The organism is Vineibacter terrae (genome assembly GCF_008039615.1).
In the GTDB taxonomy this organism is placed as follows: Bacteria; Pseudomonadota; Alphaproteobacteria; order Reyranellales; family Reyranellaceae; genus Vineibacter; species Vineibacter terrae.
The window spans coordinates 19,325-43,339 of record NZ_VDUZ01000049.1 but is presented as its reverse complement, the minus strand read 5'-3'; the positions used below and the strand labels follow the sequence as shown (position 1 = coordinate 43,339).

24 protein-coding genes are annotated in these 24,015 nt (G+C 68.9%); 13 read left to right on the top strand and 11 right to left on the bottom strand.

The window, feature by feature from the left end; translation table 11 throughout:
• Positions 1–43: 43 nt before the first annotated feature.
• Entirely contained in the window at positions 44–1,453 is a 1,410-nt protein-coding gene (locus FHP25_RS31905; RefSeq protein WP_147851043.1) for a flavin monoamine oxidase family protein, read from the bottom strand.
• A 40-nt stretch (positions 1,454–1,493) separates the two neighbouring features.
• Positions 1,494–2,057, bottom strand: a complete 564-nt coding sequence (locus tag FHP25_RS31900; RefSeq protein ID WP_147851042.1) for a TIGR02444 family protein — start codon at positions 2,055–2,057, stop codon at positions 1,494–1,496.
• Between the two features lie 159 nt (positions 2,058–2,216).
• Here FHP25_RS31900 and FHP25_RS31895 point away from each other — a divergent pair, with 159 nt between their 5' ends.
• From FHP25_RS31895 to FHP25_RS31865, 7 genes are all read left to right on the top strand, one after another.
• On the top strand, positions 2,217–2,423 hold the full coding sequence (locus FHP25_RS31895) for a YdcH family protein (RefSeq protein WP_147851041.1): 207 nt from the start codon (positions 2,217–2,219) through the stop codon (positions 2,421–2,423).
• Between the two features lie 67 nt (positions 2,424–2,490).
• Complete coding sequence (otsB, locus tag FHP25_RS31890; protein WP_147851040.1) at positions 2,491–3,261, top strand: trehalose-phosphatase; 771 nt, start codon at positions 2,491–2,493, stop codon at positions 3,259–3,261.
• Positions 3,258–5,054: a glycoside hydrolase family 15 protein gene (locus FHP25_RS31885; RefSeq protein WP_231712554.1), complete on the top strand. Its 1,797-nt coding sequence runs from the start codon at positions 3,258–3,260 to the stop codon at positions 5,052–5,054. The genes otsB and FHP25_RS31885 overlap by 4 nt, the downstream gene beginning before the upstream one ends.
• Entirely contained in the window at positions 5,039–6,442 is a 1,404-nt protein-coding gene (locus tag FHP25_RS31880) for an alpha,alpha-trehalose-phosphate synthase (UDP-forming) (protein ID WP_147851039.1), read from the top strand. The genes FHP25_RS31885 and FHP25_RS31880 overlap by 16 nt, the downstream gene beginning before the upstream one ends.
• Before the next feature lie 194 nt (positions 6,443–6,636).
• Positions 6,637–7,158 carry a 5-(carboxyamino)imidazole ribonucleotide mutase gene (purE, locus tag FHP25_RS31875; protein WP_147851038.1) on the top strand — a complete coding sequence of 174 codons (522 nt, stop codon included), beginning with the start codon at positions 6,637–6,639 and terminating at the stop codon, positions 7,156–7,158.
• Positions 7,155–8,231 (top strand): 5-(carboxyamino)imidazole ribonucleotide synthase, encoded by a 1,077-nt coding sequence (locus tag FHP25_RS31870; protein WP_147851037.1) that lies wholly within the window; start codon positions 7,155–7,157, stop codon positions 8,229–8,231. Before purE ends, FHP25_RS31870 begins: the two co-directional genes overlap by 4 nt.
• Positions 8,232–8,558: 327 nt before the next feature.
• Entirely contained in the window at positions 8,559–9,314 is a 756-nt protein-coding gene (locus FHP25_RS31865; RefSeq protein ID WP_147851036.1) for a hypothetical protein, read from the top strand.
• Positions 9,315–9,362: 48 nt separating this feature from the next.
• Here FHP25_RS31865 and FHP25_RS31860 read toward each other — a convergent pair whose 3' ends face one another.
• Complete coding sequence (locus FHP25_RS31860) at positions 9,363–9,992, bottom strand: COQ9 family protein (RefSeq protein WP_147851035.1); 630 nt, start codon at positions 9,990–9,992, stop codon at positions 9,363–9,365.
• 196 nt (positions 9,993–10,188) lie between these two features.
• Here FHP25_RS31860 and rpsU point away from each other — a divergent pair, with 196 nt between their 5' ends.
• The 3 genes from rpsU (at position 10,189) to FHP25_RS31845 (ending at position 13,112) form a co-directional block, all read left to right on the top strand.
• Positions 10,189–10,392 carry a 30S ribosomal protein S21 gene (gene rpsU / locus FHP25_RS31855; RefSeq protein ID WP_119266477.1) on the top strand — a complete coding sequence of 68 codons (204 nt, stop codon included), beginning with the start codon at positions 10,189–10,191 and terminating at the stop codon, positions 10,390–10,392.
• A 122-nt stretch (positions 10,393–10,514) separates the two neighbouring features.
• Positions 10,515–12,026, top strand: a complete 1,512-nt coding sequence (locus FHP25_RS31850) for an amidohydrolase family protein (RefSeq protein ID WP_147851034.1) — start codon at positions 10,515–10,517, stop codon at positions 12,024–12,026.
• A 93-nt stretch (positions 12,027–12,119) separates the two neighbouring features.
• On the top strand, positions 12,120–13,112 hold the full coding sequence (locus FHP25_RS31845) for a tripartite tricarboxylate transporter substrate binding protein (RefSeq protein WP_147851033.1): 993 nt from the start codon (positions 12,120–12,122) through the stop codon (positions 13,110–13,112).
• 41 nt (positions 13,113–13,153) lie between these two features.
• Here FHP25_RS31845 and FHP25_RS31840 read toward each other — a convergent pair whose 3' ends face one another.
• Genes FHP25_RS31840 through FHP25_RS31830 form a run of 3 tightly spaced genes read right to left on the bottom strand, consistent with a single transcriptional unit; the run spans position 13,154 to position 16,211 of the window.
• Positions 13,154–14,554, bottom strand: a complete 1,401-nt coding sequence (locus FHP25_RS31840) for an NAD(P)(+) transhydrogenase (Re/Si-specific) subunit beta (RefSeq protein WP_147851032.1) — start codon at positions 14,552–14,554, stop codon at positions 13,154–13,156.
• Between the two features lie 16 nt (positions 14,555–14,570).
• Complete coding sequence (locus FHP25_RS31835) at positions 14,571–15,014, bottom strand: NAD(P) transhydrogenase subunit alpha (protein ID WP_147851031.1); 444 nt, start codon at positions 15,012–15,014, stop codon at positions 14,571–14,573.
• 42 nt (positions 15,015–15,056) lie between these two features.
• Positions 15,057–16,211 (bottom strand): Re/Si-specific NAD(P)(+) transhydrogenase subunit alpha, encoded by a 1,155-nt coding sequence (locus FHP25_RS31830; RefSeq protein ID WP_147851030.1) that lies wholly within the window; start codon positions 16,209–16,211, stop codon positions 15,057–15,059.
• Positions 16,212–16,378: 167 nt separating this feature from the next.
• Between FHP25_RS31830 and FHP25_RS31825 the strand changes: the two genes are divergently transcribed.
• Positions 16,379–17,344 carry an NAD(P)-dependent oxidoreductase gene (locus FHP25_RS31825; RefSeq protein ID WP_147851029.1) on the top strand — a complete coding sequence of 322 codons (966 nt, stop codon included), beginning with the start codon at positions 16,379–16,381 and terminating at the stop codon, positions 17,342–17,344.
• A gap of 39 nt (positions 17,345–17,383) precedes the next feature.
• Here FHP25_RS31825 and FHP25_RS31820 read toward each other — a convergent pair whose 3' ends face one another.
• Positions 17,384–18,022 (bottom strand): SanA/YdcF family protein, encoded by a 639-nt coding sequence (locus FHP25_RS31820; protein ID WP_178133934.1) that lies wholly within the window; start codon positions 18,020–18,022, stop codon positions 17,384–17,386.
• Positions 18,023–18,233: 211 nt separating this feature from the next.
• Between FHP25_RS31820 and FHP25_RS31815 the strand changes: the two genes are divergently transcribed.
• Entirely contained in the window at positions 18,234–19,205 is a 972-nt protein-coding gene (locus tag FHP25_RS31815) for a tripartite tricarboxylate transporter substrate binding protein (RefSeq protein WP_147851027.1), read from the top strand.
• Between the two features lie 14 nt (positions 19,206–19,219).
• Here FHP25_RS31815 and FHP25_RS31810 read toward each other — a convergent pair whose 3' ends face one another.
• Positions 19,220–19,474, bottom strand: coding sequence for a DUF6356 family protein (locus FHP25_RS31810; RefSeq protein WP_147851026.1), 255 nt, complete (start codon positions 19,472–19,474; stop codon positions 19,220–19,222).
• Between the two features lie 134 nt (positions 19,475–19,608).
• Between FHP25_RS31810 and FHP25_RS31805 the strand changes: the two genes are divergently transcribed.
• Positions 19,609–20,088 carry an Lrp/AsnC family transcriptional regulator gene (locus tag FHP25_RS31805; protein ID WP_147851025.1) on the top strand — a complete coding sequence of 160 codons (480 nt, stop codon included), beginning with the start codon at positions 19,609–19,611 and terminating at the stop codon, positions 20,086–20,088.
• Between the two features lie 16 nt (positions 20,089–20,104).
• Here FHP25_RS31805 and FHP25_RS31800 read toward each other — a convergent pair whose 3' ends face one another.
• The 3 genes from FHP25_RS31800 to FHP25_RS31790 all read right to left on the bottom strand — a co-directional run bounded on the left by FHP25_RS31800 (position 20,105) and on the right by FHP25_RS31790 (position 24,010).
• Positions 20,105–21,460: an ABC1 kinase family protein gene (locus tag FHP25_RS31800; protein WP_147851024.1), complete on the bottom strand. Its 1,356-nt coding sequence runs from the start codon at positions 21,458–21,460 to the stop codon at positions 20,105–20,107.
• 168 nt (positions 21,461–21,628) lie between these two features.
• Positions 21,629–23,431 carry a M3 family oligoendopeptidase gene (locus FHP25_RS31795; RefSeq protein WP_147851023.1) on the bottom strand — a complete coding sequence of 601 codons (1,803 nt, stop codon included), beginning with the start codon at positions 23,429–23,431 and terminating at the stop codon, positions 21,629–21,631.
• 87 nt (positions 23,432–23,518) lie between these two features.
• Complete coding sequence (locus FHP25_RS31790) at positions 23,519–24,010, bottom strand: GAF domain-containing protein (RefSeq protein ID WP_147851022.1); 492 nt, start codon at positions 24,008–24,010, stop codon at positions 23,519–23,521.
• Positions 24,011–24,015: the final 5 nt, after the last annotated feature.

Sequence of the window (24,015 nt, the reverse complement as noted above, 5' to 3'; positions counted from 1 at the left end):
CGTGGCGCGCCGCAACGTTGCCGCGGTCAGCCTGCCGCTGGGATCAGCCGCGGAAGCGCCAGGGCCGGGCCGCGCGATCGGGCGCGGCGCCGATGGCACAGCGAAAGACGGCTTCGGCGGCGCGCTCGCCCGAACGCAAGGCAGCATGCACGGTGCCGTAGTCGCTTGCCTCGGTGGCCTCGCCGGCGAAGAACACGCGATCGGCCAACGGCCGAGAATAGACGGCACGATCCTCGGGCAGGCTGCCGACCGCCGGATACGAGTAGCTGCCGGCAGCCCAAGGATCGGCAAGCCAGCGGGTGAAGCAGACGCCGACCGGATCCGGCACGTCGGCGAACAGGCGGCGCAGCACCGTCATCGCGGCGTCGCGCACCTGCGCATCGTCGCACTCTCGCTCGAAGCGCACCGCGGCGTGGCCGTTGGCGAAGCTCAGCAGGATCGGCGCCCCGGTCTCGCGCTCCAGCGACAGCCAGGCGTTGAAGACGCCGCGTCCTTCCGGAGACGGCGGCAGCGACTGGAAGCGATCCACATCGGGCGGCCAGAAACGCCGCTCGAAGCGCAGGTAGATCTTGCCCAGCACGCCGTCGCCGTAGCCGATGCGCGCGACCGCGGCGCGCTGGTCGGCGGGCGCCGGCGGCTCGATCGCCATCGCGCCGTCACGCAGCAGGCCGACCGGCACGGTCACGACGCAACGGTCGGCCACAACCTCGCCTTGCGGCGTCTCGGCGACGACCTTCGATGCCGACCAGCGCAGGCGCCGCACCGGCGCACCGAGCCGGATGTCGAGGTCGCGCGCGGCATCGTCGAGCAACGAGGCGAAGCCATCGTGCGGCATGGCGTTGACCTTGAACCCGTCGTTGGGGAACCACTCCTCGATCGCCAGCCGATCGGCCGGCGCGCCCTGAACGCCCTCGCCCATCGACACCGTCTGGGCAACGACGCGGCGATCGAACGCCGGCAACCAGGGCGCGCGCAGGACCGGGCCGGCGGCGTCGGCCAGCGACACGGCGCGTGGCTGGCCGCGCGCCGCCAGCCGGCGTGCACGCTGCTCGGCGCAGCGCAATGCCGCATCGAATGCCATGCGCCCGCGCCAGGCGCGGCGCTGCATCTGGGCATAGCTCATGATGGCTCCGTCGACGATCAGCCGCCGGTCGCCTGTCGTGACCATCAGCTCGACGCCCAGCGCGGCGCACCACTCCGACAACGGATTGTCGTCGGACCCGTGGACCCAGGAGCCGCCGAGGTCGAGCGCCACGCCCAGCGACGTATCGGGGCAAACCCGCCCACCGACGCGGCGGCGGGCTTCCAGCACGATCACGTCAAGGCCGCTGTCATGCAGCAAGCGCGCCGCCACGAGGCCGGCCATGCCGGCGCCGATCACCAGCACGCAGGATCGGGGTTGCGCCGCCCCGGCTGGCAGCATCGACCAGCTGGCCGTGCGCGGTGTCGTCATGGTCCGGCATCACAGAGATGGCCGCCGGGTCCCGCGCGCATCAGGCCTCGATCCCCAGGGCGCGCTCGACCTCGAGGCCGTGCAATGTCGGGAACGCGGCGGCCACCAGCGGCAGCAACGACTCGCGATCGCGCGCATCGGGCGTCACGCCCAGGCAGACGGCATAGACGCCGAGATTGCCGACAGCGGCGCGCAGGCGCTGATGCAGTGGCCGGTCGCGGTCGCCGGGAAACGGCCAATGCGCCGCCAGCATGAGCTGCTCGACATGCTCGGCCGCCAGCTCCGCCTCGGCGATACGCCGGCGCGCCGCCTCGATCGTTTCCGGTGGCGCCCCCGGCCAGTCGCCGTCCTTGATGCGCCGGCGCATGGCCCGCGCCCGCTGCACGATCTCGGCCTGCCACGGCTCGATCTCCGCCAGCAGCGCCTTCAGCCGATCGACCGTGAGGGTGCCGCGACCCGACGCCCCCAGCCAGACGCACAGCAGCAGGACGTTGACATTGGTGCGCCGACGCTCCTGCAACGCCAGGCACGAGGCGGCGACCCCGTCGGCGCCGTAAACCTCGAGCGAGAAGTTCCAGAACGGATGCGGCAGGAAGTCGCTCATAGGGGTGTGATCGCTGCCGCCGTCATCAGGAGACCAACCGTTCCCAGGCACACACCCGCACCGCCGCAAGGCCGGGCGGCGCACGGTTGCACAAGACCCGTACACCCGGACGCTTTCATTTGCTAGGGTAGCGCCACAAGGGGGTTCCGGCCGTATCCGATGGAAGATCTTGATCTCGACGCCATCCGCGCCAAGCTGGCGGCGCTGCAGCAGGAGCACCGCGACCTCGACGAAGTGATCGCGCGGCTGGCCGAGAAAGCGCCCTTCGACATGATCCAGCTCCAGCGCCTCAAAAAACGCAAGCTCGGGCTCAAAGACCAGATTGCCGTGCTCGAAAGCAAATTGATTCCCGACATCATCGCCTGAGAGTCCGTTAATTTCCCAATCGACACAATGGGTTGACCGCGTCGGCCCGGAGCACGATGTTGGCTGGATGATGAACCGCCCGGCCCTGGAAGCTCACCCCCAGCCTGCGACCCAACCCCGGCAGCCCCCCGACATCGAGTCGGATTGGGCGCTGTTCCTCGATCTTGACGGCACGCTTCTGGACCTGGCGCCGACGCCGACCTCGGTGGTCGTGCCCGATGGGCTGGTTGACGTCCTGCGCCGCCTGCACCATCGGCTGCACGGCGCCGTGGCGATCGTGACCGGCCGCCCCCTGGCCGACATCGACCAGCTGCTGGCGCCCCTGGTGCTGCCGGTGGCGGGCAACCACGGCGCTTCCGCCCGCCTGCCCGACGGCACGCAGCAGGCCCTGGCGCCGGTGCAGCCGCTGCCGCCCGGCTGGGTGACGCAGGCACAGGCCGCCTGCGCCCAGTGGCCAGGCACGATCGTCGAGCCGAAGCCCTACTCGCTGGCGCTCCATTATCGCCTGGCGCCCGAGCACGCCGACAACGTCTTCAACCTGCTGCGCTGCTTCGCTGCCGAGCGCGCCGACGACTACGAGATCCTGACGGCCCACTACGCCTACGAGCTGCGGCCGCGCCATGCCGACAAAGGCATGGCGATCGAGCGCCTGATGGCGCTGGCGCCGTTCCATGGCCGGGTGCCCGTGTTCATCGGCGATGATGTGACCGACGAAAGCGGCCGGGCGGCGGCCCGGCGACTGGGCGGCATCGGCCTCGATGTCGGCGAGAGCTTCAGCGGCAGCGCTGCCCATGTGCGGCAGTGGCTGGCCAAGGCGGTGGGGGACCAAGACACATGACCATGCGGCAGCTCGACCTGGCACCTGTCGGCAATTGTGCCATCTCCAGCCTCGTGGATCGCAATGCGCGGCATGTGTGGCATTGCCATCCACGACTCGACGGCGACCCGGTGTTCAACGCGCTGATCAACGGCGACGAGCCGGAAGGCGGCTTCATGGACGTGGTGCTGCGCGACCAGGTGCGCAGCGAGCAGACCTATGTGCGCAACACGGCGGTGCTGGAGACGATCCTGGAGGATCGCCACGGCGCGCGCGTGCGCGTCTACGACCTGGCGCCGCGCTTCGAGCGCTTCGGGCGCGTCTTCCGGCCGCCGATGCTGGTGCGCCGCATCGAGCCGATGTCGGGCCATTGCCGCATCAAGGTGCGCATCCGCCCGACCTATGACCACGGCGCCGTCGCGGCGCATCCGATCCCCGGCAGCAACCACATCCGCTACACATCGCCGGGCCTGACGGTGCGCGTGACCACCGACATGCCGATCACCTTCCTGCTGCAGGAGGTGGAGTTCGTCCTCGACCGCGCCATCAACATCTTCCTGGCGCCGGATGAGACCCTGCCCGACAAGCCCGACACCTTCGCGCGCGAGGTGCTGGAGGAAACGACGTCCTACTGGCGCGCCTGGGTGCGCGGGCTGGCCGTGCCGTTCGACTGGCAGGACGCCGTCATCCGCGCCGCCATCACGCTGAAGCTGTGCAGCTTCGAGGACAGCGGCGGCATCATCGCGGCGCTGACCACGTCGCTGCCTGAATCGGCCAACAGCGGCCGCAACTGGGACTACCGCTTCTGCTGGCTGCGCGACGCCTTCTTCACCGTCAACGCGCTGAACCGGCTCGGCGCCACCCGCACGATGGAGAACTATATCCGCTACCTGCTGGCGGCGGTGCTGGGCCAGAGCGGCGCGCCGATGGCGCCGCTCTATCCGATCGTGCCCGGCAGCTCGCTCACCGAGATCGAGGCCACGGCGCTGCAAGGGTTCCGCGGCATGGGCCCGGTGCGCATCGGCAACGCCGCCTCGACCCAGCGCCAGAACGACGTCTACGGCTCGCTGATCCTGGCGACGGCGCAGATGTTCTGGGACGGGCGGCTGCCCAGCCCCGGCGGCCCCGACCTCTACCGCCTGCTCAAGCCGATCGCCAAGCGTGCCAGCAAGGACGCGCTGAAGCCCGACGCCGGCATCTGGGAGTTCCGCGGCCGCCAGCGCGTGCACACCTTCTCCGCCGCCATGTGCTGGGCGGCGCTGCACCGCATGGGCTTGATCGCCGGCCGCGTCGGCCAGCAGACGGATGCGGCCGACTGGCAGAACCGCGCCGCGACTCTGAAGCACGAGATCCTGACCCAGGCGCTGCACGCCGACGGATGGTTCGCCGGCAGCTTCGGCGGCAGCGAGATCGACGCCTCGCTGCTGCTGCTGCCGGAGATCGGCTTCGTGCCCGCCAGCGACACGCGCTTCACGCGCACGATCCAGATGGTCGAGAAGCGCCTGCTGCGCAATGGATTCGTGATGCGCTACGACGAGGCCGACGATTTCGGGCCGCCCGATAGCGCGTTCCTGGTGTGCACATTCTGGTATGTCGATGCGCTGGCCGCAACCGGACGCCGGGAACAAGCGTTAGAGCTGTTCGAGAACATCCTGGCGCGGCGGAACCATGTCGGCCTGCTGTCGGAGGATGTCGACCCGCACAACGGCACATTGTGGGGCAATTTTCCACAAACCTATTCGATGGTCGGGCTCATCTTGTCGGCGATGCGGCTCAGCCGAAGCTGGGAGGAGGGCCTATGGGGCGCCTCGTAATCGTCTCAAACCGGGTACCGGCCTCGGGCCGCGTGCCCGATGCCGGCGGATTGGCGGTAGGCCTCAGCGAGGCGCTGCGCGGCAGCACGCTGTGGTTCGGCTGGAGCGGCGAAACCGGCGGCTCCGCGGCGGCGGAGGCACAGGTGACCACTGCGGGGACGGTTACCTATGCCACCGTCGATCTCACCACCGAGGAGTACAACCGCTTCTATGTCGGCTTCTCCAACGGATCGCTGTGGCCGCTGTTCCATTTCCGCATCGGCCTGATGGAGTTCCGGCGCGAGTATCTCGAAGGCTACCTTGCGGTGAACCGCAAGTTCGCGATGGCGCTGGCACCGCTGCTGCAGCCGGACGACGTCGTATGGGTGCACGACTATCATTTCATGCCGTTCGCCGACGAGCTGCGGCGGCTGGGCGTGCGCAACCGCGTCGGCTTCTTCCTCCATACGCCGTTCGTGCCGGCCAGCGTCTTCGCGGCGCTGCCGCGCGGCGAGCATCTGCTGGAGGCGATGTGCGCCTATGACGTGATCGGGTTCCAGACCGAGCCCGACCGGCTGGGCTTCCTCGACTGCCTGCACCAGCTCCTAGGCATCGAGATCGGCGACGGCCGCACCATCTTCCGCGACGGCCGCACCATCTCGGTGCTCACCAACCCGATCGGCATCGATCCCGACAGCTTTGCGCAGGACGCACGCCGCACCGCGCGCAGCCAGGAGGCGCGTCGCCTGCGCGAGAGCCTGGTCGGCCGCGCCCTGATCCTGGGTGTCGAGCGGCTCGACTATTCCAAGGGCCTGACGCACCGGTTCGAGGGCTTCCGGCGCCTGCTGAGCCGCTTTCCCGACCACCGGCTGAAGGTCAGCTACCTGCAGATCGCAGCGCGCTCGCGCCAGGACGTGAACCAGTACCGCGCGCTGCGGCGCGAGCTCGACCAGCTCGCCGGCAACATCAACGGCCGCTTCGCCGAGTTCGACTGGGTGCCGCTGCGCTACATGACGCGCAGCCTGTCGCGCAGCACGCTGGCCGGCTTCCACCGCATCGCGCGGGTCGGCCTGGTGACGCCGCTGCGCGACGGCATGAACCTGGTCGCCAAGGAATACGTCGCGGCCCAGGATCCGGCCGATCCGGGCGTGCTGGTGCTGTCGCGCTTCGCCGGCGCCGCCCGCGAGCTGGATGCGGCGCTGATGGTCAACCCGTTCGATCCGGACGAGATCGCCGAAAGCCTGCACCTGGCGTTGTCGATGCCGGCCGAGGAGCGGATCGCGCGCCATGCGGCGCTGCTGGAGCGCGTCCGCTCGGTCACCGCCCAGACCTGGTGCCAGCGCATGCTCGACGCCCTCCAGGAGAGCCCCAACATCGCCGCCGACCAGCCGATCGACATCGTGCCTTGAGCCCCCATAGCGATCGCATATGGCGCCGTTCACCCCTCGCCCCGCGGCAGCGGGGCGAGGAGACAGCACCGGTGTTGCCATATGCGGTCGCCCTGCTTGAGTCCCCTCATCCCGCTTGTTGCGGCGGCAACGTTCGTTCATATACTCGCCGCTCCTCGGCGCGGCCCCTGCGGCGGGGCAGCACGGGACGAGGCATGGCGAAGCGCAAAGCCCACAGCGAAAAGCAGCCGCTGGTCGGCGTCATCATGGGCAGCCAATCCGACTGGAGCACGATGCGGCACGCCACCGACACCCTGGAGGCGCTGGGCGTGCCATTCGAGGCCCGCATCGTCTCCGCCCACCGCACGCCGCGGCGGATGACGGACTACGCGTCGACGGCCAAGGACCGGGGGCTCAAGGTGATCATCGCCGGCGCCGGCGGCGCCGCCCATCTGCCGGGCATGACGGCCTCGATGACGCCGCTGCCGGTGCTGGGCGTGCCGGTCGAAAGCGCGGCGCTGAAGGGCATGGACAGCCTGCTCAGCATCGTGCAGATGCCCGGCGGCATCCCGGTGGGCACGCTGGCGATCGGCAAGGCCGGCGCCGTCAACGCCGGCCTGCTGGCGGCCGCCATCGTGGGCCTGTCCAATCCCAGGATCATGGCGGCGGTCGAAGCCTGGCGCGCGCGACAGACGGACGCGATCGCCGACCATCCGACGAGCGAGAAGGAAACGTGAGCGGCGGCGTCCTGGTGCCGGGTTCGACCATCGGCATCCTGGGCGGTGGCCAGCTCGGACGCATGACGGCGCTGGCCGCGGCCAATCTCGGATATCGCTGCCACATCTTCGCGCCCGAAGCCGAGTCGCCGGCAGCACTGGTATCGGCCGACTGGACCCGGGCCGCCTATGACGACCATGCCGCGCTGCGCGCACTCGCCAGCAAGATCGACGTCGCGACCTACGAGTTCGAGAACGTGCCCGTGGCCTGCGTGGCCTTCCTCGAGCAGCTGGCGCCGGTGCGGCCAAGCACCGAGCCGCTGCGCGTGGCGCAGCATCGCGCGCGCGAGAAGGCTTTCTTCGAAGGCATCGACGTGGCGGTGGCGCCCTATGCCGTTGCCGGCAACGAGGCCGAGCTGATCGCTGCCGCCAAGCATGTGGGCCTGCCGGCAATCGCCAAGACCGCGACCGAAGGCTATGACGGCAAGGGCCAGGCCCGGCTGGAGGCCGGCACCGACCTGCCAGCGGTCTGGGCGGCGCTGGGTGGCCGCGAGCTGATCGTCGAGGGCGTCGTCGACTTCATCGCGGAAGCCTCGGTGATCGTCGCCCGCGGCATGGACGGCGTCGCGCGCTGCTTCCCGATCGGCCGCAACGTGCATCGCGGCGGCATCCTGCACACCACGACCGTGCCTGGGGGCTTCGACGACAAGCTGCTGCGGCAGGCGGAGGTCATCGGCCGCCGCGCCGCCGATGCGTTCGGCCTCGTGGGCGTGCTTTGCGTCGAGCTGTTCATCGGCCGCGACGGCCGCGTGCTGGCCAACGAGATGGCGCCGCGGCCACACAACTCCGGTCACTGGACACAGGACGGCTGCGTCACCAGCCAGTTCGAGCAGCTCGTGCGCGCGATCTGCGGGCTGCCGCTGGGGCCGGTCGGGCTGCGGGCGCGCCAGGTGGTGATGACCAACCTGATCGGCGACGAGGCTGCCGACTGGCTGCGAATCGCCGGCGCCCCCGACGCCAAGCTGCATCTCTACGGCAAGCGCCAGGCGCGCCCTGGCCGCAAGATGGGTCACGTCAACCGGCTCGTGACGTGAGCTGAAACGAATCGAGAGGCGTACAAATCGCCTTGATTGCGCCGCAAAGGCAGTCGAACCTCCGCACAACAATAATCAATCTCAATCGATGGTTGTAGGGAGTGACTGTCCATGAGCGCTTCATCGAAACTTGCCGTCTCATTTCTGCTTTGCACGATAGCCTTTACACCAAGGGCTCAAGCACAGTCCATCGGGTCAGACGGCGACTGGGAAGGTGTCTGGCAGTGCGCTGCCAGCATCAATGCCGGCGCCTTCACGGTACCCGCGATTGCAACCATCAGTGGCAACAGGATCAAGCTGTCCCGTGCCACTGACAACAGCGACGACGTGCTCAACGGCACGATCGACGCGAACGGCACCGTCGTGCTCACCGGTCGCGGCATCGGCGCCAACGGCCAGCCGACGCTGACCAATTTCACGGGAAGCCTGAGCGGCCGTACATTGACAGCGACCGGGCGTGCCGTGCCGCTGAGCGGCGGCGCGGTGCAGGCCTGCAACCTGGCCATGGGACCCAGCGGTGGCACCGCGCAGCGCGGCGGCCGCGAAGCCGTCCCGTCCGACTACTACCCACCGCCGACCACGATCTATGGCGGCCCAATCTGGAATGACGACGACTACTACTGGCGCCGGCATCGTTGGGATCGCTGGCGGCGCGCACATCAGGCCCGCGATGGCGGTGGCGAACGCCCGACCCTCTGCCCGCCAGGACAGATGCCCAGCGGCGGCCGCTGCCGTGTGCTGCCGCCCACGCCGCCCGTGACAACCCCGTCAGCGCCGCCGCCGGCGAAACCTTACCCACGGATCGAGGCGCGGCCAGCCGATCCACCGCCTGTAGCCGCACCATCGGCGCCGAGCTACCGCGAGAAGTACACCCCGCCGCCACCGGTCTCGAGCCGGCCGGCGCTGGCCCCGGCGCCGTCCTACAGCCCGCCGCCATCATCTCCGGCACCATCGTACAGCAAGCCGTCATACTCCAGCCCGCCGCCAGCGGCGTCACCACCCCCGGCACCGGCGCCGGCGCCGCCTCCACCGAGCTCGGGCTCGTCCAGCTGCTCGGGCGCGGAGTGCTACAAGAAACGCTGAACGCCGGCACAACGGCCGCCGCATGGGCCCATGCGGCGGCCTCGGCGGTCAGCGCGCCGAGCCGGGCCGCCAGCGGTCGCCGAAGCCGCGAATCCGGCTCTTCAGCTGCTCGAAGCGCATCACGTCGGCGATGCGCCGGTCGAGGAAGGCCCATGTATCCGACATGCCCTCGGAGCGGTCGTTGAGCCAGTAGAGCACGGTCGACGAGTACACCGCCGCCAGGGTGGCGCGCTTGGTGTAGAAGCTGAAATCGGCCGAGCGGTCGCCGGCGGCATACCAGATGGCATCGACCGTGCGGTACAGCAGCCGCGCCGCCAGCGGCGCGTTGATCGGCAGAGCCAGGATCGCCAGCGCCCGGCGCACGCCCTCGCGGTGCGCCGCGTTCTGCTCCAGGCGCACGCGCACTGCCAGGGTGATGCGGTCCCGGACCTTCAGGCCGCCGACATTGCGCCGCTCCAGCTCCTCGACCATGCGCCGGTCGGCCCGGATGCTATGGTATTCGATCATGTCGAGCGCGCCGCCGGGAAAGGCCAGCGCCGCCTCCTCGGCCGTGATGGCGCCGTCGCGGACAGCCGCGCGCACGCCGGACGGCCCCCAGCCGTCGAAAGCGACGTTGAACAGGACAGCATCGAGGACCCTGTCCCTCAGGCTGTCGCCGGCGTCGGGTTTATCGTCCATGGGCGGGCTCCTGGCTAAGCTCCTCAAGATATAGGAAATTTTGGCATTTCGCAGGCCCCTGCCGTCGGCAAAAAGGTGTCTGCCGGACTGGCCGAGCCGGGCTTCCCATCCCGCGCGAGCTGTGATACCACCCGGCCTCCAATGCCGAGCCTCAGCCCGGCACTGAACCCCATGCCAGAGAGGAGCGTGAGAAAAAGTGCAGGTCCTGGTTCGCGACAACAACGTCGACCAAGCGCTACGCGTGCTGAAGAAGAAGCTCCAGCGCGAGGGCGTCTTCCGTGAGATGAAGCTGCGTCGCAACTACGAGAAGCCGTCAGAGCGTCGGGCGCGCGAGCGCGCCGAAGCGGTGCGCCGCGTGCGCAAGCTGATGCGCAAGCGTATGGAGCGCGAGGGCTACTAGCAGCCCGCTCAACGATCGGATCCTGTCAAAGCCCCCGCATTGCGGGGGCTTTTGATTTTCGGCATGGCATTGCAGACCGCCGTGCGCATCGGCATCGTGCTCTTCACAGAGTGGGGAGAGCGATGGTCAAGGCAACGACACACACGGTCATCCGTGGCGGCCGGATGATCGATCCGGGAAAGCGACAAGCCGTCGCAGCCGATATCCTGATCAAGGGCGACACCATCGCCGCCATCGGCCGGCCGAAGATGGCGGCGCCGCAGGACGCCTCGACGATCGATGCGCAGGGCCGGCTGCTGCATGCCGGGCTGGTCAACGCCCATATGCACAGCCATGGCGGCCTGGCACGCGGCCTGGGTGATCGCTGGACGCTGGAGCTGCTGCTCACCGCCGGTCCCTGGCTGGGCGGCGGCCGCACGGTCCGCGACAAGTACCTGTCGGCGCTGCTGGTAGCCTGCGAGATGCTGCTCAAAGGCTGCACCGCCACCTACGACCTGATGGCCGAATTCCCGACGCCTTCGGTCGACGGCATCGACGCCGTGGCACGTGCCTACAGCGACGCCGGCCTGCGGGCGGTGCTGGCGCCGATGACGGCCGATATCAGCTTCTTCGACGCCATCCCGGGCCTGATGGACCGGCTGCCGCCGGCGCTGCGCCGGGAAGCGGAGGCCTTCCGGCTGGCCCCCTATCGCGCCAGCATCCGGCAGATGAAGAAGATCCTGCACGGCTGGTCGTACGATCGCGCGCTGGTGCGGCCGGCCCTGGCGCCGACCATCCCGCATCATTGCAGCGATCCGTTCCTGGCCGCCTGCCGCGATCTGGCCCGCGACTACGGCGTGGGCATGCATACCCATGTATCGGAATCGAAGGTCCAGGTGATTGCCGGCTATCAGCGCTACGGCACCTCGCTGACCTGGCACCTGGACGCGCTGGGCATCGTCGGCCCGGACTTCACCGTCGCCCACGGCGTCTGGCTGGACCATGACGACATGCAGCTGCTGGGCGACAAGGGCGCCTCGGTCGCGCACAACCCCGGCAGCAACATGCGGCTGGGCAGTGGCCTGGCCGATATGCGCGGCATGCTCGAGCGCAAGGTCAATGTCGGCATCGGCACCGACGGCGCCTCGTGCGCCGACAATCAGAACATGTACGAAGCGATGCGCCTGGCCTCCTTCGCATCCAAGGTCCAGGGCCCCGACATCGAGCGCTGGATCACGACCGACGAGGCGCTGCACGCCGCCACCCTGGGCAGCGCCCGCGCCCTGGGCTTCGGCGACGACATCGGCCGGCTGGCGCCGGGCTGCAAGGCCGACATCGTGTTCCTCGAATTGGCGCATCCCAACTGGATGCCGTGCAACGATCCCGTCAACGCGCTGGTCCATGCCGAGGACGGCACGGCCGTGCATTCCGTCATGGTCGGCGGCCGCATGGTGGTCGAGAACCGCAAGCTGCTGACGGTCGACCTGGCGACGCTGGCGCGCGAGGTCGACGAGGTCCGCGAGCGGCTGCAGCGGGCCACCCGGCCTGCCAAGGCGGTCTGCGACCGGCTGGAGAAGGTCGTCGGCGCGTTCTGTCCCGGCCTCGCCCGCCAGCCGCTGCATATCCACCGCTACGGCGCCAGCCACGCGCACTGAGGCGGATGGCCGCGTCCGGCCCGATTGATTGCGCCGCGCGACTCGCGTAGGCGCTGGGCGATCCCTGACAGCCACCTTACCGAAGGACCGCCCGTGCCGTATCGAGAGAAGCCCCCCGCCATCAGCCGCCGCCGCTTCAGCGCGCTCGCCGCCGCCGGCGTCGCGGCCGCGCCGTCGATCGCCCGCGCCCAGGCGCCGTGGCGGCCGAGCCGGCCGATCAGCATCTACAACCCGTTCGCGCCCGGCGGCGTCACCGACGTCCATATGCGCTTCCTGGCCGAACGTGCCGCCAAGACGCTGGGTCAGCCGGTGCTGATCGAGCCCAAGGTCGGGGCCGGGGGGACGCTGGCGGCGGCGCAGATGCAGCACGCCAAGCCGGACGGCCATACGCTGGCCTGCATGAGCATCAACAGCCTGCGCTACCCCCACTACCAGGACGTCAGCTGGAATCCGCTGCGCGACTTCAGCTACATCATCGGCCTGTCGGCCTACACCATGGGCATCGTCGTGCGCACCGACTCGCCCTGGCAGTCGATCGAGGACCTGATCACGGCCGGCAAGCGCGAGCCGGAGAAGTACAACTACGGCACCAGCGGCGCCGGCGGCACCGGGCAGCTCCTGATGATCGAGGTCGAGCAGGCCACCGGCTCGAGGTTCACGTCCGTGCCCTACAAGGGCGGCGCCGAATGGATGCAGGCGCTGATGGGCGGGCATATCGACTTCATCGCCGACGCGGCCCAATGGGCGCCGTTCGTCGAAGCCAAGCAGGTCCGCATCCTGGCCATGGCGACGGAAGAGCGCTTCCCCAAGTTCCCGGACGCGCCGACGCTCACCGAGCGCGGCATCAAGGCCGTGGGCCAGAGCCCCTACGGCCTCGTGGGTCCCAAGGATCTGCCGCAGAACGTGGTGAGCGCCGTGCACGATGCCTTCAAGGCCGCCATGGCCGATCCGGAGCACGACAAGCTGCTGGCCCAGTTCATCCAGAGCTCCTGGTACAAGAGCCCGGCCGACTACCGTGCCTTCGCGGAGAAGTATTTCCACGACATCAAGCCGATCCTGGTCAAGGCCGGGCTGGCGAAGGGCTAGGCCCTATATTCCTCCCCCAGCTTCGCTGGGGGAGGAATAGATCAGTGGCTGTGCTCGAGCGCCTTGACGATGTCCTCGGTCATCTTCTTGGCATCGGCGAACAGCATCATGGTGTTGTCGCGGAAGAACAGCTCGTTGTCGACGCCGGCATAGCCCGACGACATGCCGCGCTTCACGAACAGAACGGTCTTCGCCTTGTCGACCTCGAGGATCGGCATGCCGTAGATCGCGCTCTGGGGATCGGTCTTGGCCGCCGGGTTGGTGACGTCGTTGGCGCCGATCACGAAGGCGACGTCCGTGGCGGCGAAGTCGCGGTTGATCTCGTCGAGCTCGAAGACCTCGTCGTAGGGCACGTTGGCCTCGGCCAGCAGCACGTTCATGTGGCCAGGCATGCGGCCGGCCACCGGATGGATGGCGTAGCGCACCTGCACGCCGGCCTTCTTCAGCAGGTCGGCCATCTCGCGCAGCGCGTGCTGCGCCTGCGCCACCGCCATGCCATAGCCCGGCACGATGATGACGCTGCCGCCGTTCTTCATCAGGAACGCCGCGTCCTCGGCCGAGCCGGCCTTGACCGGCTTGTCGCTCTTGGCGGCCGAGACCGCCGTGCCGCCGTCGGTGCCGAAGCCGCCCAGGATCACGTTGAAGATCGAGCGGTTCATGCCCTTGCACATGATGTAGCTCAGGATCGCGCCCGAGCTGCCCACCAGCGCGCCGGTGACGATCAGCGCCGTGTTGGCCAGCGTGAAGCCGATGCCCGCGGCCGCCCAGCCGGAGTACGAGTTCAGCATCGAGACCACGACCGGCATGTCGGCGCCGCCGATCGGCAGGATCAGCAGGAAGCCCAGCGCCAGCGACAGCACGATCAGCAGGATGAAGGCGATCGGCGCGCCCTTGATCGCGAACCACACCAGCAAGCCGACCAGCGCGATGCCCAGGGCCGCGTTCAGCGCATGCTGGCCTCGGAACACCAGCGGCGCGCCCGACATGATCGCCTGCAGCTTGGCGAAGGCGATCACAGAGCCGGTGAAGGTGATGGCGCCGATCGCCGTGCCCAGGCCCATCTCGATCAGGCTGCCAGTGGCGATGTTGCCGGCGGTGCCGATGCCGAACGCCTCCGGCGCCAGGTAGGCGGCGCTGGCCACGAACACGGCGGCGAGGCCGACCAGCGAATGGAACGCGGCGACAAGCTGCGGCAGAGCCGTCATCCGGATGCGCAGCGAGATGAACGTGCCGATGGCGCCGCCGATCACCAGGCCGGCCAGGATCAGCCACCAGCTCAGCACGCCGGGCATGGACACGGTGACCGCGATGGCGATCACCATGCCGATCACGCCGTAGAGGTTGCCGGCACGGGCCGACTCGGGCGAGGACAGCCCGCGCAGCGACATGATGAAGAGGATCGCCGCGACGAGGTAGCCGTAGGACGCGAGTTCCTGGGTCATTGGCTCAGTCTCCGCCCTACTTCTTCGCCGGCGCGGTTTTCTTCTTGAACATCGACAGCATGCGCTGGGTCACGATGAACCCGCCGAAGATGTTCACCGATGCCAGTGTCACGGCCACGAAGCCGAAGATCTTGGCCGAGGTCTCCGCGCCGCTGACTCCGGCCAGCCCGGCCGCCAGCAGGGCGCCGACGACGATCACCGAGGAGATCGCGTTTGTGACCGACATCAGGGGCGAGTGCAGCGCCGGGGTCACGCGCCAGACCACGTAGTAGCCCACGAAGCACGCCAGCGCGAAGATGGTGAGCAAGGTGATGAACGGCATGTGGCCGCTGGCGGCCGCCGGCGCCGCCGGGCTGGCCGCCGCCGCCACCGCGGCGTCGGCATAGGCGCCCAGCGTCTTGGCCAGCTCCTCGGCCTGCTTGGCGATCGCGGCCGCGCGACCTGCAAGTTCGTCGTTCATGCCAAGTCTCCCGTCGTGCGGATGGTGGAGGCGCGCCCGGCCTCAGGCAGCAGCGGTGAGCGAGGGGTGCACGATGGCGCCGTGCTGCGTCACCAGCGCCCCCTTCACCACCTCGTCGTCCAGGCTGATCTTCAGCGCCTTGGTCTCCTTGTCGACCAGCGGCGTGATGAAGTTCAGCAGGTTGCGGGCGAACAGCGCGCTGGCGTCGGTGGCGAGCCCGGCCGGCAGGTTGGCCGGGCCGACGAGCTTGACGCCGTGCTTCACCACGGTCTTGCCGAATTCCGACAACGGGCAGTTGCCGCCCTGCTCGACGGCCATGTCGAGGATCACCGACCCCGGCTTCATGGTCTTCACCATGTCCTCGCTGACCAGCACCGGCGCCTTGCGGCCGGGAATCAGCGCCGTGGTGATCACGATGTCCTGCGCCTTGAGGTGCTCGGCGACCAGCGCCGCCTGCTTGGCCTGGTAGGCCGCCGACATCTCCTTGGCGTAGCCGCCGGCGGTCTCGGCAGCCTTGAACTCCTCGTCCTCGACGGCGATGAACTTCGCGCCCAGCGACTGCACCTGCTCCTTGGTGGCCGGCCGCACGTCGGTGGCCGAGACCACCGCGCCCAGCCGCCGCGCCGTGGCGATGGCCTGCAGGCCGGCGACGCCGACGCCCATGATGAAGACCTTGGTCGGCGCGATGGTGCCCGCCGGCGTCATCATCATCGGGAAGACGCGCGCGAATGCCGCGGCGGCGTCGATCACGGCCTTGTAGCCGGCCAGGTTGGTCTGCGAGCTCAGCACGTCCATCGACTGCGCGCGCGTGATGCGCGGCGTCAGCTCCAGGGCGAAGGCATCGACCTTGGCCGCGGCCAGCGCCTCGATGAGCGGCCGGTTCACCAGAGCCCCCAGCGGCGCGAACAGCGTCGTGCCCGGCCGCAGCAGCTCGACCTCCGACAGCTCGCCTTCGCCCGCCAGCATCGGCCGCTGGACCTTGAAGACGATGTCGGCTTCGGCGTAGGTGGCCGCGGCGTCGGCGGCGACAGTCGCGCCGGCCGCGGCATAGTCGGCATCCGGATAAGCCGCCGCCTCGCCCGCCCCGGCTTCGACGATCGAGTCGAAGCCGAGCGCCTTCAGCTTCTTCACGGTCTCCGGCGTCGCCGCGACGCGCGTTTCATTGGGCCGGCGTTCTCTCGGGATGGCGATCTTCATCGGCGCGAACCTGTCCCTGTGGTTTTCGCGGCGCAACATGCCGCATCGACAGGGAATTTGCCAACCCTCGTCGCATCCCGCCCTGTCAGCGTGTCGCACCGCGAGGCAAGCTGTGGCATCGTGCCAGCGCGTTTCCCATCCGTTCCGGTCTGCCGAGAGGAAGCATCATGCAAAACGGTGTCCGACCCGGCATCCTCCTGGGCTACACCTTCACCCGCGCCGCCCGCGACGCCTTCGGGGCGGCGTTCGATATCGTCGGCGCGCTCCCCAAGCCCGAGCCGAACCTCGTCACCCCCGACATGGCAGCCCGCGCCCGGGCCCTGGTGACGGTGGGCAGCATGGGCGCCAGCGACGCCCTGATGGCGGCCCTGCCGCAGGTATCGATCATCTGCTGCTACGGCACCGGCTTCGAGCGCATCGACCTGCAGGCCGCCCGGCAGCGCAATGTCGCCGTCACCCACAGCCCCGACGTCAACGCCGCCGATGTCGCCGACATGGCCATGGCGCTGCTGCTGGCCGCCTCGCGCCGGGTCGTGCTGGCGGACCGCTTCATCCGCGCCGGCAAGTGGGACAAGCGCGTCTCGGGACTGTTCGGCCCGATCGCCGGGCTCGGCGGCGGCCGGCTCGGCATTCTCGGCCTGGGCGCCATCGGCACGCGCGTGGCCACCCGCGCCGCGGCCTTCGACATGGAGATCGCCTACCACAACCGCCGGCGCCGCGACGACGTTCCTTACCGCTACCTCGAGACGCCCATGGCGCTGGCGCAATGGGCCGACTACCTGGTGGTCGCCTGCCGCGCCGACGACAGCAACCGGCATCTGGTGAACGCCGATTTCCTGCGCGCGCTGGGGCCGCGCGGCTATCTGGTCAATGTCTCCCGCGGCTCGGTGGTCGACGAGGCCGCCCTGGCCGACGCCTTGGCGAACAACGTGATCGAGGGCGCCGGGCTCGACGTGTTCGAGCAGGAGCCACCGGTGCACCCGCGCCTGCCGGCGCTGGAGAATGTCGTGATGACGCCGCATCTGGGCGGCGGCACCGAGCGCGCCCAGCGCGGCATGACCGACCTCGTCCTGCGCAACCTGAAGGCCCATTTCGCAGGCCAGAAGCTGATCACGCCGGTGCCGATGGGGTGAACCGTCATCCCGAGCGCAGCGAGGGATGACAGCCTTATCTCAGTTCGGCGGCGCGCTGCCGATCTCGACGCGCGGGCCGCCATGGTGGGGCGTCGAGCCGGCCATCACGTCATAGATCGCGCGCACGGCCGACAGGTACTGGCGCAGCCGCACCATCGGTGCGTCCTCGAACGGCACGTCATGGGCATCGAAGCCGTAGGCCTCGATGCCGTTCTGGCGCGCGAGCCAGATGGCGCGGTGGTTGTGGAACGCCTGCGAGACCACGACATAACGCGATTGCGCGAAGACATCGCGTGCCCGCAGCACCGAATCGAGCGTGCGGATGCCGGCGAAATCGCGATAGATCGCCTCGGCCGGCACGCCGCGCGCGATCAGCCCGTCGCGCATCGCGGTCGGCTCGTCGTAGTCGTGGTGCCGGTTGTCGCCGCTGACCAGCAGGTACTTCACCTTGCCGGCCTTCTGCAGCTCGGCGGCGGCGTCCAGGCGATACTCGAAATAGAGGTTGGCCCGCTGTCCCGCGACGCGCGGCGCCGTGCCCAGCACCAGCGCCACATCGGCCGGCGGCACTGACTCGATCCGGTTGGTGGCGTAAGGCGTCGCCGCCTGCTCGATCCACCAGTCGGAAGCCAGCAGCACCAGCCCGCCGCTCATCGCCACCACCAGCACAAGGGCCAGCAAAGACCACGGCCAGCGGCGGCGAGGACGAGCACGTCGAAAGAGGCGGCGTGGCGGCATGATGCTCCCTGATCTTGATCCGGACCCCGATCTCAAACCCGCAGAATACCGGAGCGTTCTGGGCAAACCAAAGGCGCCGGCCGCGACAAACGTCGCAGCCGGGCGCAAAATGCGCCCCGGAGATCACCTCGGCCAATCGTTGGTGGAGCCCCGGATGCGCCCGATCGCCGCTCTCTTCGCCGTTGCCTTCGCCATCCTGGCGGCAGCGCCAGGCCGCGCTGACGAAACTTATCCGCAGCGCCCCATCACCATGGTCGTGCCGTTCCCGCCCGGCGGGGTCGCCGACGTCTCGGCGCGACCTGTGGCCGCAGCGCTCGAGCGCATCCTGGGGCAGCCGGTCGTCGTGCTCAACAAAGGTGGCGCCGGCGGCGCCATCGGCACCGCCTCGGTCGCGACCGCAAAGCCCGACGGCTACACGCTGCTGATGGGCCTGGCCAGCATATCGACCTTGCCCGAAGCGGATCGGCTGTTCGCGCGGCCGGCTGCCTTCGAGCTGAAGCAGCTCGTGCCCCTGGCGCGCGTCACCGCCGACCCGACCCTGCTGGTGGTCGCCGGCGACAGCCCGTACCGCACGCTGCAGGACGTGGTCGATGCCGCGCGGCAGCGGCCGGGCGCGATTCCGTACGCATCATCCGGAAACTACGGCACGTACCACATCGCCACCGAGATGTTCACGGCAGCCGCCGGCATCAAGATGAGCCACGTGCCCTACAACGGCGGCGGGCCGGCGCTGCGCGCCATCCTTTCCAAGGAGGTCGAGCTCGGCCTGCTCGGCCCGTCAGTCGCGGCCGGCAATATCGCCGCCGGCAAGCTGCGCGCGCTCGCGGCCTGGAGCGCCGCGCGGCTGCCGCAGCTGCCCGAGGTGCCGACGCTGAAGGAGCTGGGCTACGACGTCGAGTACTACATCTGGTCCGGAGTCTTCGCGCCCTCCGGCACGCCGGCGCCGGTGGTCGCCCGGCTGCGCGACGCGCTGAAGCAGGCCATCACCGGCGAGGCGGTCGGCAGCGCCCTGGCCGGCGCCGGCTCGCCGGTGGCCTATCTCGATGCGCCCGAGTTCGGAACGTTCTTCGAAGCCGACGCGGCCCGCCTGGGCGCGGTGGTGCGCCGGATCGGCCGCATCGACTGATACGAGCGCGGCCTCTATTCCGCCGGCCGCGCCAGGCCGGCGGCAGGATGCTGATCGCGGCGCCGATGGGTCACCATCTCCTGGTGAAGACCGCGGATCATGGCGCTGCCCGTGGTCACGAACAGGAACGGCAGCAGCCCGTGCAGCAGGCACGCGATGCCGGCCAGGATCATGCGCCCGCCGAAGCTGAACGCCATGCCCATGTGCTGCCCATAGGACTCGCCGACGGACGCCGGGTGATCGACGAAGGCGCCAAAGAGCTTACGCATGATGACTCCGGGCAGAACCCATGATGTTCGCAACGCCGGATAGCATATGCCAACGGCCGGAAAAGGGTTTGCTGTTTTGCGGGAAACCAGGCAGCTTGTAGGAAAATCATATCGGGATAGGACGCGCCTGTAGAATGATATCTCTCGACGAACATGATCTGAAGATTCTCCGCCTCCTGCAGCGCGACGCCACCCTGCCCGTGGCCGAGGTGGCCGCAAAGGTCGGGCTCTCGACCACGCCGTGCTGGCGGCGCATCCAGAAGCTGGAGGAGGCCGGCATCATCCGCCGGCGTGTCGCGCTGCTCGACCGCAGCGCGCTCAATGCCGCCGTGACGGTCTTCGTCGCGGTCCGCACCAGCCAGCACAATGCGCAGTGGCTGGCGAAGTTCGCCAAGGCCGTGGTCGATTTCCCCGAGGTCGTCGACTGCTACCGCATGAGCGGCGAGATCGACTACCTGCTGCGGCTGGTGCTACCCGACATCGCGGCCTACGATGCCTTCTACAAGCGCCTGATCGCCAGGGTCGACCTCAGCGACGTCACGTCGATGTTCGCCATGGAGGAGATCAAATCGACGACCGAGCTGCCGCTGTCGTTCGTGGACGCACACCGATAGCCGGCGATCATCCCCTTCACGGGCTGCTTGGCGTCCCCAGCCCGACAGCCTGTAGCGCAGCGTGCTGCCGGGCCGCCAGCACGTCGACGTCGAAGTCGCCGATCATCTCCTGGAACAGGCGATACCAGTTGATCTCGGCGCGCAGGTGGATGAACACCGAGCCCAAGCCGATCGCGGCCCGGTCCATGAACACGAACTCGCGCGGCACGGTGACTCCGCCCAGCTTGCGGATCTCGCCGAACACCGAGTTGGCCGTCTCGCGGCCGTACTGGCCGGCCGATCCTTCGGCGATGCGCCGCGGGCGATCGTCCATCAGCGGCCCGTAGAGGAAGGCGGCCCAGCGGTTCAGGGCCCGGATCATCTCGCGCGACAGCCGCTTGAAGCCCCACAGCTCGTAGGCGGCGACGGCCATGTCCTCGTCGTCGGCCAGCAGCGCCTTGTAGAGATCGATCGAGCCCTTCACGAAGCTGGGTGGAAAGACGCGCACGCAGCCGAAATCCATCAGGTTCACATCGCCATCGGGCCGCACCGTGTAGTTGCCCAGATGCGGATCGCCATGGATGACGCCGTGGAAATAGAACGGCGCGTACCAGGCCCGGAACATGTTGTAGGCCAGGGTGTCACGCTCGCCCTGGGGCCGGTCCTTCCAGGCCAGCAGCGTCTCGCCGTCCAGCCATTTCATGGTCAGGAGGCGGTCGGTCGAGAGGGCATCGACGATCTGCGGCACATGCACATGCGGCTCGTCGGCCAGCATATGGGCATAGAGCCTGGCGTGCCGCGCCTCGCGGCGGTAGTCCAGCTCCTCGCGCAGGCGGTCGGCGATCTCCTTGAAGATCTCCTCCGTGTGCACGGCGATGTCCATGCGCCGCGCGATGCCGAAGATCATCTTCAGCTGGTTGAGGTCGGCCTCCAGCGTCGATGCCATGTCGGGGTATTGCAGCTTGCAGGCCACCGGCGTGCCGTCCTGGAGCACGGCGCGGTGCACCTGGCCCAGCGACGCGGCCGCGGCCGCCTCCTTGCCGAAGCTCGCGAAGCGGCCCTGCCATGCCGGCCCCAGCTCGCCCGCCATGCGGCGCTTGACGAAGGCCCAGCCCATGGCCGGCGCATTGGCCTGAAGCTGCGCCAGCTCGCGCGCGTACTCGGCCGGCAGCGCATCGGGAATCGTCGACAGCAGCTGCGCCGCCTTCATCAGCGGCCCCTTCAGCCCGCCCAGGGCGGCGCGCAACTCGGCCGCGTTCTTGTCGCGGTCGACGTCGAGGCCGAGATAGCGCTGGCCGGCCAGGCGCGCCGCGACGCCGCCCACCGACACGCCGACCCGGGCGTAGCGGCCGACACGGCCGAACAGGCTGTTGTCTTCGTCGTCGCGGGGCATGATCGTCCTACCTTCCCCCGCTTGCGGGGGAAGGTGGCGCGAAGCGCCGGATGGGGGGCGCTGCAGCAGAGGTGATGCCGATCGACGCGGTGCCTGCGTTCAAGCATCCCCCATCCGCCATTCGGGCACCTTCCCCCGCAAGCGGGGGAAGGCAGAAGATCGAGCGCGTCACCCCATCTCCTCCAGCTCCGCGATGAAGCCGGCGAGCATCTCCAGGCCGCGGCTCCAGAACGCCGGGTCGCTGGCATCGAGGCCGAACGGCGCCAGCAGCTCCTTGTGGCGCAACGTGCCGCCGGCCCGCAGCATGTCGAGATACCTGGCCTGGAAGCCGGGCGCGCCCGCCTGATAGACGGCGTAGAGCGAGTTCACCAGGCAGTCGCCGAAGGCATAGGCGTAGACGTAGAACGGCACATGGATGAAGTGCGGGATGTAGGCCCAGTAGTGGGCGTATTCCGGGCCGAAGCGCAGGGCCGGCCCGAGGCTCTCGGCCTGCACCGCCAGCCACAGCTCGCCGATGCGCGCGGCCGTGATCTCGCCCTGGCGGCGCTCGTCGTGCAGGCGGGCCTCGAAATCGTAGAACGCGATCTGGCGCACCACGGTGTTCAGCATGTCCTCGACCTTGGAGGCCAGCATCGCCTTGCGCGTGCGCGCATCGGGCGCGCTCTTCAGCAGCGCCTGGAAGGTCAGCATCTCGCCGAACACCGAGGCCGTCTCGGCCAGGGTGAGCGGCGTGTCGGCCTGCAGGTAGCCCTGCGGCCCGGCCAGGATCTGGTGCACGCCGTGCCCCAGCTCATGGGCCAGGGTCATCACGTCGCGCACCTTGCCCTGGTAGTTCAGCAGCAGATAAGGGTGCACCGACGGCACGACGGGATGCGCGAAGGCACCGGGCGCCTTGCCCGGACGCACTGGCACATCGATCCAGCGATTGGCGAAGAAGCGGCTGCCGACCGCCGCCAGCTCGGGTGAGAACGCCTTGTAGGCTTCAATGACCGTGCGGGTCGCCTCCGGCCAGGCGATCGTGCGGTCGTCGGCATCGGGCAGCGGCGCGTTGCGGTCCCAATAGTCCAGCACCTCGACGCCGAACCACTTCGCCTTGAGCTTGTAGTAGCGGTGCGACAGCCGCGGATAGGCATCCTTCACCGCCGCCACCAGGGCATCGACCACGGCGTCCTCGACCTGGTTCCCCAGGTTGCGGGCCGACGGCGGCCGCGGGAAATGCCGCCACTTGTCCTCGATCTCCTTGTCCTTCGCGAGCGTGTTGGTCAGCAGGGCGAACACCTGGATGTTGTCGCCCATCACCTTGCCGAAGCTCTTGGCCGCCTTCTCGCGCACCCTGCCGTCCTTGTCCGACAGCAGGTGCAGGATCTCGGCCGAGGTCAGGTCCCTGCCATCGAGCGGAAAGCGCAGCCGCGCCATGGTCTCGTCGAACAGCCGAGTCCAGGCGCTGCGGCCGCTGAGATGCTTCTCGTGCAGCAGCTTCTCCAGCTCGTCGGAAAGCTGGTGCGGCCGGAAGGCGCGGGTGTCGCGCAACCAGGGCCGGTACCGTGCCAGGGCAGCGCTGGCCAGCTTGGCTTCGATATCCTTTTCCTCGATGCGGTTGATCTCCAGCGCGAAGAACAGCAGCGTGGTGGTGATCGCCGTGATCCGCTCCTGCGTGTTCTGCTGGAACTGCCCGATCCTGGGATCGCTCATGTCGCCGGCGTAGAGCAGCGCGGCGTAGGAGCCGACACGGCCCAGCCGCTCCTGCATGCGCTCGTAGGCGGCGATCGCCTCGGCCAGCGCATCACCCGTCAGGCCGGCGAGCTTGCCTTCGTAGCGGGCGGCGAAATCCTTGGCCTCGGCCGAAGCAGCCTCGAGATCGGCCTGCAGCTGCGGCGCGTCCATGCCGCCGTAGAGGTCGCCGAGGTCCCAGGTCGGCAGGTCACCCAGCTTGGTGGCGGCCGTTCCGTCCGGCGCATAGGCAATGGTCATGTCCAGCTCCCGAGCATGAGCGGCAGATATGGCGTCTGCCGGTCCCGATGCCAAGTCATCCCTTCCCACGCTTGCGTGGGAAGAAAATCAACGGTCAGGATCGGCGTCGATGGCCTGCAGGAAGGGTCCGATCAACAGGGCGGCGAAGGGCTCCAGCCGCGGCACATCGGTCTCGCTGTAGTGACGGGCGCCGGCCAACAGGTTCATCGTGCCCAGCACGCGGCCATCATAGATCACCGGCATGTTGATCACCGAATCGCAACCCAGCGACCTGATCAGCTCATGATCGTAGAAGGCCCAGCGGATATCGTCGGCCGTATGGCCGACATAGGCGCGCCGGCCGTCGATGACGTGCGCGCTCCACGGCGTGGCGTTCATCTCCTTGAAGCCGCCGACCGGATATTCCTTCGGCATGTTGGTATAGATGCGCTTAGCCTTCCTGCCATCGGGCGAGCGGTACAGCAAGGTGAACAGGATATGGCCGACCGTGTCCCTGACCGCCTGATCGAGCGCGGCGTAGAAAGGCTGCGGTTGGCCGGGCTGCTTCAGGGCATCGAGACAGCGTTGCAGGGGAGTCATGGTCC

What these genes read in the sequence shown, in the direction of transcription:
- FHP25_RS31905 (WP_147851043.1), bottom strand. Translation starts at nt 1,453, where the DNA reads ATGACGACACCGCGCACGGCCAGCTGGTCGATGCTGCCAGCCGGGGCG.
- FHP25_RS31900 (WP_147851042.1), bottom strand. Translation starts at nt 2,057, where the DNA reads ATGAGCGACTTCCTGCCGCATCCGTTCTGGAACTTCTCGCTCGAGGTT.
- FHP25_RS31895 (WP_147851041.1), top strand. Translation starts at nt 2,217, where the DNA reads ATGGAAGATCTTGATCTCGACGCCATCCGCGCCAAGCTGGCGGCGCTG.
- otsB (WP_147851040.1), top strand. Translation starts at nt 2,491, where the DNA reads ATGATGAACCGCCCGGCCCTGGAAGCTCACCCCCAGCCTGCGACCCAA.
- FHP25_RS31885 (WP_231712554.1), top strand. Translation starts at nt 3,258, where the DNA reads ATGACCATGCGGCAGCTCGACCTGGCACCTGTCGGCAATTGTGCCATC.
- FHP25_RS31880 (WP_147851039.1), top strand. Translation starts at nt 5,039, where the DNA reads ATGGGGCGCCTCGTAATCGTCTCAAACCGGGTACCGGCCTCGGGCCGC.
- purE (WP_147851038.1), top strand. Translation starts at nt 6,637, where the DNA reads ATGGCGAAGCGCAAAGCCCACAGCGAAAAGCAGCCGCTGGTCGGCGTC.
- FHP25_RS31860 (WP_147851035.1), bottom strand. Translation starts at nt 9,992, where the DNA reads ATGGACGATAAACCCGACGCCGGCGACAGCCTGAGGGACAGGGTCCTC.
- FHP25_RS31850 (WP_147851034.1), top strand. Translation starts at nt 10,515, where the DNA reads ATGGTCAAGGCAACGACACACACGGTCATCCGTGGCGGCCGGATGATC.
- FHP25_RS31840 (WP_147851032.1), bottom strand. Translation starts at nt 14,554, where the DNA reads ATGACCCAGGAACTCGCGTCCTACGGCTACCTCGTCGCGGCGATCCTC.
- FHP25_RS31835 (WP_147851031.1), bottom strand. Translation starts at nt 15,014, where the DNA reads ATGAACGACGAACTTGCAGGTCGCGCGGCCGCGATCGCCAAGCAGGCC.
- FHP25_RS31830 (WP_147851030.1), bottom strand. Translation starts at nt 16,211, where the DNA reads ATGAAGATCGCCATCCCGAGAGAACGCCGGCCCAATGAAACGCGCGTC.
- FHP25_RS31825 (WP_147851029.1), top strand. Translation starts at nt 16,379, where the DNA reads ATGCAAAACGGTGTCCGACCCGGCATCCTCCTGGGCTACACCTTCACC.
- FHP25_RS31815 (WP_147851027.1), top strand. Translation starts at nt 18,234, where the DNA reads ATGCGCCCGATCGCCGCTCTCTTCGCCGTTGCCTTCGCCATCCTGGCG.
- FHP25_RS31810 (WP_147851026.1), bottom strand. Translation starts at nt 19,474, where the DNA reads ATGCGTAAGCTCTTTGGCGCCTTCGTCGATCACCCGGCGTCCGTCGGC.
- FHP25_RS31805 (WP_147851025.1), top strand. Translation starts at nt 19,609, where the DNA reads ATGATATCTCTCGACGAACATGATCTGAAGATTCTCCGCCTCCTGCAG.
- FHP25_RS31800 (WP_147851024.1), bottom strand. Translation starts at nt 21,460, where the DNA reads ATGCCCCGCGACGACGAAGACAACAGCCTGTTCGGCCGTGTCGGCCGC.
- FHP25_RS31795 (WP_147851023.1), bottom strand. Translation starts at nt 23,431, where the DNA reads ATGACCATTGCCTATGCGCCGGACGGAACGGCCGCCACCAAGCTGGGT.
- FHP25_RS31790 (WP_147851022.1), bottom strand. Translation starts at nt 24,010, where the DNA reads ATGACTCCCCTGCAACGCTGTCTCGATGCCCTGAAGCAGCCCGGCCAA.